The sequence below is a fragment of the Streptomyces griseorubiginosus genome (genome assembly GCF_017614965.1).
GTDB lineage: Bacteria > Actinomycetota > Actinomycetes > Streptomycetales > Streptomycetaceae > Streptomyces > Streptomyces griseorubiginosus_B.
On the sequence record NZ_WVUG01000006.1, the window covers coordinates 48,171 to 62,818 of the forward strand.

Annotated in this window: 14 protein-coding genes; 13 read left to right on the forward strand and 1 reads right to left on the reverse strand. The window is 72.3% G+C overall.

The window, feature by feature from the left end:
- Positions 1-77 precede the first annotated feature (77 nt).
- From GRC12_RS02330 to GRC12_RS02345, 4 genes are all read left to right on the forward strand, one after another.
- Positions 78-509, forward strand: a complete 432-nt coding sequence (locus tag GRC12_RS02330) for an ATP-binding protein (protein ID WP_208776921.1) — start codon at positions 78-80, stop codon at positions 507-509.
- 95 nt (positions 510-604) lie between these two features.
- The gene (locus GRC12_RS02335; protein WP_208776922.1) at positions 605-1,645 is read left to right on the forward strand and encodes a P1 family peptidase; all 1,041 of its coding nucleotides are present in this window, start codon (positions 605-607) and stop codon (positions 1,643-1,645) included.
- A 141-nt stretch (positions 1,646-1,786) separates the two neighbouring features.
- Positions 1,787-3,199, forward strand: a complete 1,413-nt coding sequence (lpdA, locus tag GRC12_RS02340) for a dihydrolipoyl dehydrogenase (RefSeq protein ID WP_208776923.1) — start codon at positions 1,787-1,789, stop codon at positions 3,197-3,199.
- A 46-nt stretch (positions 3,200-3,245) separates the two neighbouring features.
- Complete coding sequence (locus GRC12_RS02345; RefSeq protein ID WP_208776924.1) at positions 3,246-5,138, forward strand: propionyl-CoA synthetase; 1,893 nt, start codon at positions 3,246-3,248, stop codon at positions 5,136-5,138.
- On the opposite strand, the gene GRC12_RS02350 is transcribed toward GRC12_RS02345, so the two are convergent.
- Positions 5,133-6,191 (reverse strand): YihY/virulence factor BrkB family protein, encoded by a 1,059-nt coding sequence (locus GRC12_RS02350; protein ID WP_208776925.1) that lies wholly within the window; start codon positions 6,189-6,191, stop codon positions 5,133-5,135. The two genes, GRC12_RS02345 and GRC12_RS02350, sit on opposite strands and share 6 nt — an antisense overlap.
- Here GRC12_RS02350 and GRC12_RS02355 point away from each other — a divergent pair.
- The 9 genes from GRC12_RS02355 (at position 6,137) to GRC12_RS02395 (ending at position 14,642) form a co-directional block, all read left to right on the forward strand.
- A complete protein-coding gene (locus GRC12_RS02355; protein WP_208776926.1) occupies positions 6,137-6,949 on the forward strand; it encodes a hypothetical protein in 813 nt (270 codons plus the stop codon). The two genes, GRC12_RS02350 and GRC12_RS02355, sit on opposite strands and share 55 nt — an antisense overlap.
- Positions 6,946-7,083: a hypothetical protein gene (locus GRC12_RS02360; RefSeq protein ID WP_208776927.1), complete on the forward strand. Its 138-nt coding sequence runs from the start codon at positions 6,946-6,948 to the stop codon at positions 7,081-7,083. The genes GRC12_RS02355 and GRC12_RS02360 overlap by 4 nt, the downstream gene beginning before the upstream one ends.
- 114 nt (positions 7,084-7,197) lie before the next feature.
- On the forward strand, positions 7,198-8,841 hold the full coding sequence (locus GRC12_RS02365; RefSeq protein ID WP_208776928.1) for an FAD-dependent oxidoreductase: 1,644 nt from the start codon (positions 7,198-7,200) through the stop codon (positions 8,839-8,841).
- A gap of 252 nt (positions 8,842-9,093) precedes the next feature.
- Positions 9,094-9,606 (forward strand): hypothetical protein, encoded by a 513-nt coding sequence (locus GRC12_RS02370; protein ID WP_208776929.1) that lies wholly within the window; start codon positions 9,094-9,096, stop codon positions 9,604-9,606.
- 112 nt (positions 9,607-9,718) lie between these two features.
- Entirely contained in the window at positions 9,719-10,405 is a 687-nt protein-coding gene (locus GRC12_RS02375; protein ID WP_208776930.1) for a class F sortase, read from the forward strand.
- A gap of 139 nt (positions 10,406-10,544) precedes the next feature.
- Positions 10,545-11,663, forward strand: a complete 1,119-nt coding sequence (locus GRC12_RS02380; RefSeq protein ID WP_208776931.1) for a SchA/CurD-like domain-containing protein — start codon at positions 10,545-10,547, stop codon at positions 11,661-11,663.
- Positions 11,664-11,725: 62 nt separating this feature from the next.
- Entirely contained in the window at positions 11,726-12,130 is a 405-nt protein-coding gene (locus tag GRC12_RS02385) for a cupin domain-containing protein (protein ID WP_208776950.1), read from the forward strand.
- Positions 12,127-13,395 (forward strand): beta-ketoacyl-[acyl-carrier-protein] synthase family protein, encoded by a 1,269-nt coding sequence (locus GRC12_RS02390; protein WP_133049346.1) that lies wholly within the window; start codon positions 12,127-12,129, stop codon positions 13,393-13,395. The genes GRC12_RS02385 and GRC12_RS02390 overlap by 4 nt, the downstream gene beginning before the upstream one ends.
- Positions 13,392-14,642 (forward strand): ketosynthase chain-length factor, encoded by a 1,251-nt coding sequence (locus tag GRC12_RS02395; protein WP_208776932.1) that lies wholly within the window; start codon positions 13,392-13,394, stop codon positions 14,640-14,642. The genes GRC12_RS02390 and GRC12_RS02395 overlap by 4 nt, the downstream gene beginning before the upstream one ends.
- Positions 14,643-14,648 lie beyond the last annotated feature (6 nt).

Here is a 14,648-nt window from a genome sequence, read left to right on the forward strand (position 1 = left end):
GGGGTAGTCGCGCGACCATGAACGGGGTACTTGCTTATGTCGGCAAGGAGCCTGTCCCGCCCGAGGAGTGTTCCCGGATGCCGGATGCACCTGCCGACGTGACCGTGGCCTTGGACGGGGCCGAAGGCTGTATTGCCAACGCCAGGAACGAGGCGTCGCGCTTCCTGACCCGTGCTCAGTCCGAGCACGGGCTGCCGGTGTCGGCCCGCACGCTGGACCTCGCGCAGCTGGTGGTCAGCGAGCTGGTCACCAACGCGCTGAAGTACGCGCCGGGGCCGGTGCTGCTGCAGTTGGGCATCGCGGACAGCGCGCTGGAGATCGCCGTGTGGGACACCGATCCGGTGCTTCCGGTGGCCCGGGCCGCCGACGCCGGACGGGTCGGGCAGCACGGTCTGGAGATCGTGCTGGCGGTGGTGCAGGGCTTCGAGGCGAGGAGGGAGCCCGTGGGCAAGCGCATCAGCGCCCGGATCGCGCTGTATGACGATCCGCTGTCGGCCCTGGGACCCTGAGCCGTAGGGGGTTGGAGAGCCCTGGCGGGCCGGCGAGCCGTAGCGGGCCGGAGAGCCGAAGCGGACCGGCCGCGGAAGCGGATACCGTGCCGTCCATGCCCCCGCCACCCGTCAGCCGCCCCAGGTCCCGCGACCTGGGCATCACCGTCGGCGAGCTGCCCACCGGCCGGTACAACGCGCTCACGGACGTGCCCGGCGTCCGCGTCGGGCACACCACGCTGATCCGTCCGCCACGGGTGCACAGCGGGGTCACCGCGATCGTGCCGGACGGAGTGGGACCCGGCAGTGCGCTGCCGGCCGGGGTGTTCGCGGGCAACGGCTACGGCAAGCTGATCGGCGCCACCCAGATCGCCGAGCTCGGCACGCTCGAGACGCCCGTCCTGCTCACCTCGACCCTCTCCGCCTTCCGGGCGGCGGACGCCCTGGTGGGCTGGGTCCTTCAGCGGCCGGAAGGAGCGGAGGCACGGAGCCTGAACCCGGTGGTGGGGGAGTGCAACGACGGGCTCCTGTCGGACATCCGCTCGCGCCCGGTGCGCGAGGAGCACGTGCGCGCCGCGCTCGACACGGCGTCCGGCGGGCCGGTCGCCGAGGGCTGTGTCGGCGGGGGCACCGGGCTGACCGCCCTCGGCTTCAAGGCCGGCATCGGCACCTCGTCCCGGCGCCTGCCGCTCGCCGGCCGGGAGATCACGCTCGGCGTCCTCGTGCAGGCCAACTTCGGCGGCACGCTGCGGGTGCGGGGACGCACGGTCACGCCCGCCGACGTGGGCCTGCCCGCCGAGGGGCCCGATCCGCAGGCCGGTTCGTGCATGGTCGTGGCCGCCACCGACGCGCCCCTGGACGCCCGTCAGCTCACCCGGCTGGCCCGCCGCTGCGTCTACGCGCTGGCCAGGGTCGGCGCCGCCTACGGACACGGCAGCGGCGACTACGGCCTGGCCTTCGGCACCCGGCCGCCAGGCACGCCCGCCGGGCCCGCCGTCGTGCCCGACGAAACGCTCGACCCGCTGTTCACCGCTGCCCTCGACGCCGTCGAGGAATCCGTCCTCAACGCGCTGCTGACGGCCACCACGACCACGGGCCCGCACGGCGACACCCGTCACCCGCTGCCCGCGCGCCCCCTCCTGGCCCTGCTCGAGTGACCAGGAAGACGCGGCGAACGGGCATGCCGCGGACGCCGAAAGCGTTCGCCCGGGATGAGGCCGCGTCCTAAGGTGCGGCCCAGGTGAGTCACGGGGAAGCTGTACCGGGGACCAGGCCGGCAGCCGCGAGAGAGGAACGTCATGGACGAGCAGGGCGAGCACTTCGACGTCGTGGTCCTCGGAGCCGGCCCCGGCGGATACGTCGCCGCCGTCCGCGCCGCCCAACTGGGCAAGCGCGTGGCCGTCGTTGAGGAGAAGTACTGGGGCGGCGTCTGTCTGAACGTGGGCTGCATCCCCAGCAAGGCCCTGCTGCGCAACGCGGAGCTGGCGCACATCTTCACCCGCGAGGCGAAGACCTTCGGCATCAGGGTGGACGGCCAGGTCAGCTTCGACTACGGCGAGGCGTTCCGCCGCAGCCGCAAGGTCGCCGACGGCCGGGTCAAGGGCGTCCACTACCTGATGAAGAAGAACAAGATCACCGAGTTCGACGGCCGCGGCACCTTCGTGGACCCGCACACGCTGCAGGTGGCCGGTTACGACGGCGAGACCCGCACCATCCGCTTCGACCACTGCATCATCGCCACCGGCGCCACCCCGAAGCTGCTGCCCGGCACCAAGCGCAGCGCCCGCGTGGTGACGTTCGAGGAGCAGATCCTCGCCGAGGACCTTCCGCAGTCCATCGTCATCGCGGGGGCCGGCGCGATCGGCGTCGAGTTCGCCTACGTGCTGCACAACTACGGCGTGAAGGTGACCATCGTCGAGTTCCTTGACCGCATGGCGCCCCTGGAGGACGCCGAGGTCTCCGCCGAACTCGCCAAGCAGTACCGCCGGCTGGGCATCGACGTCCTCACCTCCACCCGCGTCGACGCCATCGACGAGTCCGGGCCGCGGGTCCGCGTCACCGTCACCGCCAAGGACGGCTCCCAGCAGGTGCTGGAGGCCGACAAGGTGCTCCAGGCGATCGGTTTCCAGCCGAACATCGAGGGCTACGGCCTGGAGAACACCGGCGTGAAGGTCACCGAGCGCGGCGCGATCGACGTCGACGGCCGCTGCCGTACCTCCGTGCCCCACCTGTACGCCATCGGCGACGTGACGGCCAAGCTGATGCTCGCGCACGCCGCCGAGGCGATGGGCATCATCGCCGCCGAGACCATCGCCGACGCGGAGACGATGGAGCTGGACTACGTCATGATCCCGCGCGCCACCTACTGCCAGCCCCAGATCGCCAGCTTCGGCTACACCGAGGCCCAGGCCCGCGAGCTCGGATACGACGTGAAGGTGGCGAAGTTCCCCTTCACCGCCAACGGCAAGTCGCACGGTCTGGGCGACGCCACCGGCTTCGTGAAGCTGATCAGCGACGCCAGGTACGGCGAACTCCTCGGCGGCCACCTCATCGGCCCGGACGTCACCGAGCTGCTGCCCGAGCTGACCCTGGCCCAGCAGTGGGACCTGACGGTCCACGAGCTCGCCCGCAACGTCCACGCCCACCCCACCCTGGGCGAGGCCGTCAAGGAGGCCGTCCACGGTCTGGCGGGACACATGATCAACCTCTGAGACGGTGGCGGCCCCGCCACCGCACGACCGGTGAAGGAGAGCGCCGATGGGACGTTACGAGGATGTCTTCCGCGCCGCCGCCGAGGATCCGGAGACCTTCTGGCTGCGGGCGGCTCAGGCCGTCGACTGGGAGGCGGCGCCCACCCGCGCCCTGGACTCCTCCCGCGCTCCCTTCCACCGGTGGTACCCGGACGGGCGGCTCAACGTCTGCTTCAACGCCGTCGACCGGCACGTCGAGGCCGGCCGCGGCGAGCAGCCCGCGCTCGTGTACGACTCCCCGGTGACGGGGACCCGGCGCACCTACACCTACGCCCGACTCCGGGACGAGGTGGCCGCTTTCGCCGGGGCGCTCACCGGGCTCGGCGTGAGCCACGGCGACCGCGTGGTCATCTACCTGCCGATGATCCCCGAGGCGGCCGTCGCGATGCTGGCCTGTGCCCGCATCGGCGCGATCCACTCGGTCGTCTTCGGCGGCTTCGCTCCGCCCGAACTCGCCGTCCGCATCGACGACGCGGCCCCGAAGGTGGTCGTCTCCGCCTCCTGCGGCATCGAGGGCAAGCGCGTCATCCCCTACAAGCCGCTGCTGGACCAGGCGATCGAACTCGCCGCGCACCGGCCCGAGAAGCGGGTGATCGTCCAACGGCCTCAGGAGCGGGCCGAGTTGGGGCCGGACGACCTGGACTGGGCCGATCTGGTCGCCACCGCGCCCGCGGCCCCCTGTGTGCCGGTGGCCGCGACGGACCCGCTCTACATCCTCTACACGTCCGGAACGACCGGGAAACCCAAGGGAGTCGTCCGCGACTGCGGCGGCTACGCGGTGGCCCTGCTCTGGTCGATGGGCGCCGTCTACGACATCGGCCCGGGCGAGACCATGTTCACCGGCTCCGACGTGGGCTGGGTCGTCGGGCACTCGTACATCGTCTACGGACCGCTCCTGGCCGGTGCCACGACCGTGCTGTACGAGGGGAAGCCGGTCGGCACGCCGGACGCGGGCCAGTTCTGGCGCGTCGCCGCCGAGTACGGCGTCAAGACCATGTTCACCGCGCCCACCGCCTTCCGCGCCATCAGGAAGGAGGACCCGAAAGGCACCCTCACCGCCGGGTACGACCTCTCCCGCCTGCGCTACCTCTTCCTCGCCGGAGAACGACTCGACCCCGAGACCTACCACTGGGCAAGTGCCCTGCTGGACATCCCGGTGATCGACCACTGGTGGCAGACCGAGACCGGCTGGCCCATCGTCGCCAACCCGGTCGGCATCGAGGCGGCGCCCGTCAAACCCGGCTCGCCCACCCGGCCGCTGCCCGGCTGGGACGTCCGTGTCCTCGACCCCTCCGGGCAGCCCGTGCCGCCCGGGGTCGACGGCGCGATCGTCGTACGGCTTCCGCTGCCGCCGGGTGCGCTGCCCACCCTCTGGAACGACGACGCCCGTTTCGTCGCCTCCTACCTCTCGGCCTACGACGGCTACTACCTCACCGGCGACAGCGGGCACATCGACGAGGACGGCTACGTCTACGTCATGGGCCGCACCGACGACGTCATCAACGTCGCAGGACACCGGCTGTCCACCGGCAGCATGGAAGAGGTCCTGGCCACCCACCCCGACGTCGCCGAGTGCGCCGTGATCGGCGTCGCCGACGCCCTGAAGGGACAGGTGCCGCGCGGCCTGGTCGTCCTGAAGGCGGGCACCGCCCGCGAACCCGCCGAGGTCGAGGCCGAACTCGTCCGGCTCGTCCGGACACGCATCGGCGCGGTCGCCTCCCTCAAGGAGGTCGCCGTCGTACCGGCCCTGCCCAAGACCCGCTCCGGGAAGATCCTGCGCAAGACCATGCGCGGCATCGCCGACGGCCTCGACGAGCCCATCCCCTCCACGGTGGACGACCCGAACGTCATCGAGACCCTGCGTCCGGTGCTGCGCCGCCCGGAGCGGGACGGGTCATGACTCGTTCAGCCGGCGCAGGTCCGCCTCGTCCCACTTCCGTGTGTCGCGCGGCTCGGTGTAGGGCTCCCGGTCCGGCGGCAGGCCCCCGGCGATCGCCCGCTGCCGTACCGTCTCCGCGTCGAACTCCAGGCCGAGCAGGATCGCGAGATTGCTGATCCACAGCCAGATGAGGAAGACGATGACGCCGGCCATGGTGCCGTAGGTCTTGTTGTACGACGCGAAGTTCGCGACGTAGATCGCGAAGCCGGCGGAGGCGATCATCCAGATCACCAGGGCGAGGAAGCTGCCGGGGGTGACCCAGCGGAACCCCTTGACCTTCGCGTTCGGGCTGGCCCAGTACAGGATCGCGATCATGACCGTGACCAGGACGACCAGCACGGGCCACTTGGCGATCGACCACACGGTCAGGGCCGTGTCCCCGATGCCGAGCGCGGTCCCCGCCTGCCGGGCCAGGGCCCCGGTGAACACCACGATCAGGGCGCTGATCACGGCCAGCACCATCAGCACGACCGTCAGCCCGAGGCGCACCGGGAGGATCTTCCACGCCGGCCGGCCCTCGGGCATGTCGTAGACCTTGTTGGCCGAGCGGATGAACGCGGCGACATACCCGGACGCCGACCACACCGCGAGCGCGATGCCGACGATCGCCATGACCGAGCCGGTGCCGGAGTGGTTCTGCAACTGCTCCACGGCCCGGGTGATGATGTCCCGGGCGGAACCGGGGGTGAGCTGCCTGAGGTTCTTCAGCACCGAGTCCGTTGCCGACTTGCCGGTGATGCCGAGCAGCGACACCAGCACCAGCAGCGCCGGGAACAGCGACAGCACCCCGTAGTACGTCAGCGCCGCCGCGCGGTCGGCCAGTTCGTCGTCCGTGAACTCGCGCAGCGCCCCCTTGAACACCGCGCCCCAGGCCCGCCTGGGCAGCTTCGTGGGGGCGTCCGGCGCCCGCCGCTCGACCTCCGGCCCCGGCCCGACCTCCTGCGGCTCGGGTGGCTCGGGTGCCTGGTCCGTGTCCTCGTGGTTCTTCCGACCCGGAAGATGCAGTCTCGCCATACCCGGCGGGTAACCCCGGGACGGCGGCCCACGCATCCGGAAGGCAGCAGGCCGATGGCATCCTCGGCGGCATCGCCATCCAGACCGTCGTCCTGGCCGTCCTGGACGCCGCCGGGGTACGTCCGCGCGCCCCGCTGACCCGGCTCGCCGCCAGCCTCCAACTCGTTCTCGAAAGCGCCCTCGTCGTCGTCATCCTCGCCGTGGTCGTCATGGGCACCCAGCTCCCGCCCGACCTGCACGCCGGCCCTCTGGCGCCCGCCTCCGCGGCGATCGCCGTGCTGTGGCTGCTCGGACTGGTCCTGCTCGACCGGGCAGGCCACGGGCTGCCGTGGCGGGAGGGCGGCGACGCCCCCGACAGCCGGCCCGAGCCGCGCGGCCACTCCCGCGGCAAGAAGGAGAAGGCCGCCACCGACCAGGGCGTCGGCTCCGGCCGCGCGGCGCTGATCTTCGCCTCCGCGGCCCTGGCGACGCTGGTCGCGGGAGTGGCCATCGAGCACACCGGCGAGGAGTTCTTCGCCCGACAGGGGCTGAGCGGTGTGCTGTTCGGCGCGACCGTGCCGGCCACCGCCACCTCCCTGCCCGAGATCAGCACCGGCCTGACCTCCACCCGTCTGGGCGACTACCAGCTCGCCGTCAGCGACATCTTCGGCGGCAACTCCTTCCTGCCCGTGCTGTTCCTGCCCGCCGCCCTGATCTCGGCAAGCCGGTCCTCCCGGCGGCGCACGACACCGACATCCACCTCACCGCTCTCGGCGTGATGCTCACCGTCGTCTACATGGCCGGGCTCGTCTTCCGCCCCCGGCACCAATACGCACGTCTGGGCGTCGACAGCGTCACCGTGGTGGTCGTCCACCTGGTCGGCGTCGCCGGGCTCGCCACCATCGTCCTCTGAGCGGGCGTCACGTAAGCGGGTGAAGCCTGGGCCACCGCCCGTCGAGCGGGGCATGCATGAAGATCCCGGCCGTATCCGGACGAGTCGGCGGAGGCGACACGCTGGAGGCGCGTGATGAATGCAAGAACCGAGCAGACAGGCGGAACGGTCCACAAGGTGCCGGTCCTGATCGTCGGCGGTTCACTGGTCGGTCTGTCCACCTCGCTCTTCCTCGGCCGACTGGGGGTGCGGCACACCCTCGTGGAGCGCCATGCCGGCACCTCCATCCACCCCCGCGGCCGGGGCAACAACGTTCGGACGATGGAGCTGTTCCGGGTGTCCGGCACCGAGCCGGCGATCCATCAGGCCGCGTCCACCCTCGCCGACAACCACGGCATCCTGCAGACCCCCACCCTGGTCGGCGACACGGGCGAGTGGCTGTTCAAGGAGATCGACCCGGGCGGCGGACTGGCCCGCTTCAGCCCGACCGCCTGGTGCCTGTGCAGCCAGAACGACCTCGAACCGGTCCTGCTCGACCACGCCGCGCGGCTCGGCGGCGACCTGCGCTACTCCACCGAGATGATGTCCTTCGACGCCGACTCCACCGGCGTCACCGCGTTCGTCAAGAGCAGGCAGACGGGCGAGCACACCACCATCCGCGCCGACTACCTGGTCGCCGCGGACGGCCCCCGCAGCCCGGTGCGCGAACAGCTCGGCATCGGCCAGAGCGGACCCGGCGACCTGTTCCACAACGTCAGCATCACCTTCCGCTCCCGCCGGCTCGCCGACGTCGTGGGCGAGCGCCGCTTCATCGTCTGCTACCTCACCAGCCCCGACGCCGACGGCGCCCTGCTGCCGGTCGACAACCGCGAGCACTGGGTCTTCCACGCCCCCTGGCACCCCGAACACGGGGAAACCCTCGAGGAGTTCACCGACGAACGCTGCGCCGACCACATCCGCCGCGCGGTCGGCGACCCGGGCCTCGACATCGAGATCACCGGCCGGGCCCCCTGGCACGCGGCCCAGCGTGTCGCACGCAGCTACAGCTCCGGACGCGTCTTCCTGGCCGGCGACTCGGCCCACGAGATGTCACCCACCGGCGCCTTCGGCTCCAACACCGGCATCCAGGACGCGCACAACCTCGCCTGGAAACTGGCCGCCGTGCTCGGCGGCTGGGCCGGTCAGGGCCTGCTGGACAGCTACGACGCCGAGCGCCGGCCGGTCGCCGAGGCCACCAGTGCCCGCGCCGCCGTACGGTCCGCCGAGCACAGCCACCCCGGCTTCGCCGCACCGCCCGGCGCCGGCAGCGGTCCGCAGCGCGGCATCCTCAACGTCGCCCTCGGCTATCGCTACCCGCACGGGGCGGTCGCCGGAGCCGATCCGGCGATGCCGGTCGTCCCGGAGAAACTCGCCCTCAACGGTGAACCGGGCAGCCGTGCGCCCCATCTGTGGGTCCGTCACCAGGGCGAGCGGGTCTCCACCCTCGACCTGTACGAACGCTCCCTGGTCCTGCTCAGCGACGGCGCCACGCCGAACGGCTGGCACCAGGCCGCCCTCCGGCTCGCCGAGCAGCTGTCCCTGCCGCTCGTCCCCTACCGGATGGGTGAGGAACTGGTGCCGGAGGAGGGGGCGGACTGGGCGGCGGCCCACGGCACGACCCGTGAGGGCGCCGTCCTCGTCCGGCCCGACGGATTCGTCGCCTGGCGCTGTGAAGGCCCGGTCGAGGACCCCGAGTCGACCCTGCGCGAGGTCCTGACGGCGGTTCTCGCGCGGAGCTGACAGCGGAGCAACCGAGTGAGCCGCCTTCCACCCGTCCCGGAACGGGCGGAAGGCGGCTCGTCGTGCGTGTGTCCTGCACGGATGCGATGCGCGTTGCTCCGGACGGGCGGTGTCCGGGACGTGCCCGCGTCACCCGGGTGAGCCGCCCAAGTGGTGAGGCGGGCGCCCCTGACTGACGGTGGTTCACATCGGGGCCGGGTCACCTCAGCTGACGAAGCGCCAGCTGCCCGGTCACGACGGAAGGAACGTCATATGCGTTCTGCTCGCATGCTTCTGGCCACCGGAGCGGTCTCGGCCGTTCTCGCCCTCGGCGCCCCCGCCGCCTACGCCTACGGCGGCGACGGGGACCAGTCGGGCTCGTCCTGGAGCCACGACGGCTCCTCCGGCCACGACAGCTCTTCGTACACCAAGGACCACGACCAGGACGGCGGCCACGGCCGGCCGCACGGCGGAATGCACACGGGTGGCGGTGCGCTGACCGCCGTCCAGCAGGACGGCGGCGGCGCCCGCGACCCGCGGTTCGACCCCGACACCTACAAGGACAAGGACAAGGACGGCGGCTCCGACTCCTGGGGCGGCTCGAACTCCCACGGCGACTCGGACTCCTGGGGCGGCGGCCACGAGAAGCCGCACGGCGGCATGCACACCGGAGGCGGCGCCCTCGCCAACCCCGGGGTGACCGCGGGCGGCGTGGCCGTCCTCGCCGTCGCCGGAGCCGGAATCTACCTGGCGCGGCGCAGGAAGAGCGCCGCGGGCCTGGCCTGATCCATGCCTGACGCGATAGCCGCCGTGGCCGCCACCCGCGCCCCCGGTGGCGGCCCGGCCGGCCCTCCTCGCCCGTTCATTCCGCTGCCGCAGCCAAGTGAGGTGGTCCTCGATGGCAGCCCCCGATTCCCCCTCTTCCGACGACGAGCAGGCCCAAAGCGGCTCCAGGTCCGGCGCGAACCTGATGATGGTGTGCGCCGCCGCCCTGGTGATCGTCGCGGTGAGCCTGGCCGGCGGCCGGGACGCCTCCGCCGACCGGTCCCATACCCCCGCCGCGGCCCCGCAGGCCGCCGCACCCGCGGCGCCCGCCTCGCCCGACGCCCGCGAGACCGCCGCCGCCCCGCACCTTCCGCGGTCCCGGCCGGTGCGCCTGCTCATCCCGAAGATCTCCGTCGACGCCCCCTTCACCGACCTCGCCATCGGTCCCAGCGGGCAGCTCGAGCCGCCGCCCGCGCACGACACCAACCTCGTCGGCTGGTACGCCGACGGCGCCTCACCCGGTGAGGCAGGCACCGCGATCATCGCCGGACACGTCGACACCACGACGTCCGCGGCCGTCTTCGCCGGCCTCGGCGAACTGCGCAAGGGCGACCTCTTCCACGTCGTACGGGCCGACGGCCGCAAGGCGACCTTCGTCGTCGACAGCGCCGAGACCTTCGCGAAGGACGCCTTCCCCAGCGATCGCGTGTACGCCGACACCTCCCGGGCCGAGGTCCGGCTGATCACCTGTGCGGGCGACTACGACCGCACGGCCCGGGACTACAAGGACAACCTTGTGGTCTTCGCGCACCTCGTGTGACCCCCCGCGAAGGCGGCGCGGTCACCCACGTAGTTCATCCGAGTCGCGCCCTTCCCGGCCCGGGCACAGGATCAAGGAACGCCGACGTGGCCCTCGAGCGGCCCACGTCCACCGCTGTCCCGCGAAGGAGATGTGCTCCATGACCACCCTGTCCGCATCCGCCTCACAACCGCTCGCGCGACAGGTGTCGCCCCGGGTCTCGCAGTCCGTCTTCGACGGCTCCCGGCTCCGTGTCGTCCTCCTGGTGGACGTCTACGAGGGCGCCCAGCAGCAGTTCCTGGAGGCCTACGAGCAGTTGTGCAACCAGGTCGCCTCCGTGCCCGGCCACGTCAGCGACCAGCTGTGCCAGTCGATCGAGAACCCCTCCCAGTGGCTGATCACCAGCGAGTGGGAGAGCGCGCCGCCGTTCCTCGCCTGGGTCAACAGCGAGGAGCACGTCCGCATGGTCGAGCCCCTGCACAGCTGCGTCCGCGACACCCGCTCCCTGCGCTTCCACATCGTCCGCGAGACCGGCGGCCCGGCCCCGGCCGACTCCGACCGGCGGCTGCAGGCCGCGCCCCGCATCGGCGACGGGGTGATCCGCCACGCGCTCACCTTCACCGTCAAGCCGGGCAGCGAGGAGAAGGTCGCCGAGATCCTCTCCGACTACGCCTCGCCGAAGCCGGAGGTCGACCAGAACACCCGGCTGTGCCGCACCTCCCTGTTCATGCACGGCAACCGGGTGGTGCGGGCCATCGAGGTGCGCGGCGACCTGCTCGCGGCGCTGCGCCACGTCGCCCGCCAGCCCGAGGTCCGTGCCGTGGAGGAGGCCATCAACCCCTACCTGGAGCAGGACCGGGACCTGGACGACCCCGAGTCCGCCCGCGTGTTCTTCACCCGGGCCGCGCTGCCCGCCGTCCACCATGTGACGGCCGAGCAGGAGGACCCCGGTGCGCAGCGCCACGCCCTGTACTACCCGGCCCGTCCCGGCCGCGGCATGGAGCTGGCCGAACTGCTGGCCCGGCAGGACGAGAAGGCGGCGGACGACCCGCGCAGCCCCGTCGTGCGCAGCACGATCTTCCAGCGCGACGAGGTCGTGGTCCGGCTGATCGACGTACGCGGCGACCTCGACGCCGCCGACCCGGCGCTGGTCCTCGGCATCGCCGACCCCGCCCGGCTGGCCGAGCTGACAACGCTGTCGAAGGACGGCGACCTCAAGCACGTCCTCGGTCAGGCCCGCGCGGACCTCGTCACCGACCGCCGTTCGCCCGAAGCCTGATCCGCCTCGCCGCCCCAGCACACGAACGGAGCAACGCCGTGACCCAACCCCGTCCCACCATCGTGGATCTCAGCGACGTCGAGCCCAACACTCGGCGCGGCGGCGATCTGCGCGCCATGCTCACCCCCAACACGGTCGGCTCCACCAGCGGTTTCATGGGCGTGGCCATCGTGCAGCCCGGCGACCGCATCGGTGAGCACTACCACCCCTACTCCGAGGAGTTCGTGTACGTCGTCTGCGGTCAGCTGGAAGTCGACCTCGACGGCGAACCGCACCCGCTGCGGCCCGAGCAGGGGCTGATGATCCCCATCAACATGCGCCACCGCTTCCGCAACGTCGGCAAGGTGGAGGCCCGGATCGTCTTCCACCTCGGGCCGCTCGCGCCGACGCCGCCCCTCGGCCACGTCGACACCGAGGAGACCCCCGCCGCCGTCGGGGTCGACGACCGACAGCAGGTCCGTTCATGAGCCGGCGGGTGGCGGTCACGGGCATAGGCATCGTCGCACCCGGCGGCATCGGGGTGCCGGCGTTCTGGGACCTGCTGGCGGCCGGGCGCACCGCGACACGCGGCATCACCTTCTTCGACCCGGCCGGCCTGCGCTCCCGGATCGCCGCCGAGTGCGACTTCGACCCGGCCGCCCACGGACTGGACGCCGAGGAAACCGCGCGCAACGACCGCTACATCCAGTTCGCCCTGGCCGCCGGGGACGAGGCGGTGCGCGACGCCGGTCTCGACCTGGACCGGGAGAACCCCTGGCGGGTCGGGGTCTCCCTGGGCACCGCGGTGGGCGGGACCACCCGTCTGGAGCACGACTACGTGCTCGTCAGCCACCACGGCGAGCGCTGGGACGTCGACCCCCGCGAGGCCGAACCGCATCTGCACCGGGCCTTCTCGCCCAGCACGCTGGCCTCGGCGGTGGCCGAGCGGTTCATGGCGCGGGGCCCGGTGCAGACCGTCTCCACGGGCTGCACCTCGGGCCTGGACGCGGTCGGCTACGCCCTCCACACCATCGAGGAGGGCCGGGCCGACGTATGCATCGCGGGCGCCTCGGACTCGCCGATCTCCCCGATCACCATGGCCTGCTTCGACGCCATCAAGGCCACGTCGCCCAACAACGACGACCCGGCCCACGCCTCCCGGCCCTTCGACGCCCACCGCGACGGCTTCGTCATGGGCGAGGGCGGCGCCGTACTGGTCCTGGAGGAGCTCGAACACGCCCGGGCGCGGGGCGCCCACGTGTACTGCGAGCTGGCCGGCTACGCCACCTTCGGCAACGCCTACCACATGACGGGGCTGACCAAGGAGGGCCTGGAGATGGCCCGGGCGATCGACACCGCCCTGATCCACGCCCGGCTCGACCCCACGGCGATCGACTACGTCAACGCCCACGGGTCCGGCACCCAGCAGAACGACCGTCACGAGACCGCGGCGGTCAAACGGGCCCTGGGACAGCACGCCTACGCCACGCCGATGAGCTCCATCAAGTCCATGGTGGGCCACTCCCTCGGCGCGATCGGCGCGATCGAGGTCGTCGCCTGTGTGCTGGCCCTGGCCCATCAGGTCGTCCCGCCCACCGCCAACTACGAGACGCCGGACCCCGAGTGCGACCTGGACTACGTGCCGCGCGTCGCACGCGAACGGAAGCTGACCAGCGTGCTGTCCGTGGGCAGCGGGTTCGGCGGCTTCCAGTCCGCGGTGGTGCTGACCCGGCCGAGGGAGAGGACACGATGAGCGAACCGTATCCACGGCGCGCGGCCGTCACCGGCATCGGTGTGGTGGCGCCCAACGGAACCAGCGCCGAGTCCTTCTGGAAGTCCACCCGGGAGGGCATCAGCGTCCTCGACCGGGTCACCCGCGAGGGCTGCGGTCACCTGCCGATGCGGGTGGCCGGCGAGGTCCGCGACTTCGACGCGCCGGCGGCGGTCGAGGAACGCTTCCTCGTCCAGACCGACCGCTTCACCCACTTCGCCATGGCGGCGGCCGACCGCGCCCTGGACGACGCCGAGTTCGGCCCCGCCGACGAGGACGGGAGTCCGTTCTCCGTGGGCGTGGTCACCGCGGCCGGCTCCGGCGGCGGCGAGTTCGGCCAGCGGGAGCTGCAGCAACTGTGGGGCAAGGGCAGCCGGTTCGTCGGCCCGTACCAGTCCATCGCCTGGTTCTACGCCGCCAGCACCGGCCAGATCTCCATCCGCCGGGGCTTCAAGGGCCCCTGCTCGGTGGTCGCCGCCGACGAGGCCGGCGGTCTCGACGCCCTCGCGCACGCGGCCCGGGCGGTGCGGCGCGGCACCGACACGATCGTGGCCGGCGCGACCGAGGCCCCGCTGGCCCCCTACTCGGGGGTCTGCCAGCTCGGCTACCGGGAGCTGAGCACCGAGGCCGACCCGGACCGGGCCTACCGGCCCTTCACCGCCCAGGCCTGCGGTTTCGTGCCGGCCGAGGGCGGCGCGATGCTCGTCGTGGAGGACGAGCGCACGGCCCGGGAGCGGGGCGCACGGGTACGTGCCCTGGTCGCGGGGCACGCGGCGACCTTCACCGGCGCCTCCCGCTGGGAGGAGTCCCGGCACGGGCTCGCGCACGCAGTCGCCGGCGCCCTGGACGAGGCCGGCTGCGCCCCCGAGGAGATCGACGCCGTCTTCGCCGACGCCCTCGGTGTTCCGGAGGCCGACCGCGCCGAGGCCCTCGCGATCACCGACGCGCTCGGCGCCCACGGCCGGCGCGTGCCGGTCACCGCGCCCAAGACCGGCATCGGCCGCGGCTACTGCGCGGCGCCCGTCCTGGACAGCGCCGCGGCCGTGCTCGCCCTGGAGCACGGCATCCTCCCGCCCACCCCCAACGTCTACGACATCTGCCACGACCTCGACCTCGTGACCACCCGCGCCCGCGCCGTCGAACTGCGCACGGTGCTGGTCCTCAGCCGGGGGCTCATGGGATCGAACTCGGCGCTCGTGCTGCGGCGCGGCGCCGCCGACGCCTCCTGACGAGGC

What these genes read in the sequence shown, in the direction of transcription:
- GRC12_RS02365 (WP_208776928.1), top strand. Translation starts at nt 7,198, where the DNA reads ATGAATGCAAGAACCGAGCAGACAGGCGGAACGGTCCACAAGGTGCCG.
- GRC12_RS02335 (WP_208776922.1), top strand. Translation starts at nt 605, where the DNA reads ATGCCCCCGCCACCCGTCAGCCGCCCCAGGTCCCGCGACCTGGGCATC.
- GRC12_RS02375 (WP_208776930.1), top strand. Translation starts at nt 9,719, where the DNA reads ATGGCAGCCCCCGATTCCCCCTCTTCCGACGACGAGCAGGCCCAAAGC.
- GRC12_RS02395 (WP_208776932.1), top strand. Translation starts at nt 13,392, where the DNA reads ATGAGCGAACCGTATCCACGGCGCGCGGCCGTCACCGGCATCGGTGTG.
- GRC12_RS02370 (WP_208776929.1), top strand. Translation starts at nt 9,094, where the DNA reads ATGCGTTCTGCTCGCATGCTTCTGGCCACCGGAGCGGTCTCGGCCGTT.
- GRC12_RS02330 (WP_208776921.1), top strand. Translation starts at nt 78, where the DNA reads ATGCCGGATGCACCTGCCGACGTGACCGTGGCCTTGGACGGGGCCGAA.
- lpdA (WP_208776923.1), top strand. Translation starts at nt 1,787, where the DNA reads ATGGACGAGCAGGGCGAGCACTTCGACGTCGTGGTCCTCGGAGCCGGC.
- GRC12_RS02390 (WP_133049346.1), top strand. Translation starts at nt 12,127, where the DNA reads ATGAGCCGGCGGGTGGCGGTCACGGGCATAGGCATCGTCGCACCCGGC.
- GRC12_RS02350 (WP_208776925.1), bottom strand. Translation starts at nt 6,191, where the DNA reads ATGGCGAGACTGCATCTTCCGGGTCGGAAGAACCACGAGGACACGGAC.
- GRC12_RS02345 (WP_208776924.1), top strand. Translation starts at nt 3,246, where the DNA reads ATGGGACGTTACGAGGATGTCTTCCGCGCCGCCGCCGAGGATCCGGAG.
- GRC12_RS02380 (WP_208776931.1), top strand. Translation starts at nt 10,545, where the DNA reads ATGACCACCCTGTCCGCATCCGCCTCACAACCGCTCGCGCGACAGGTG.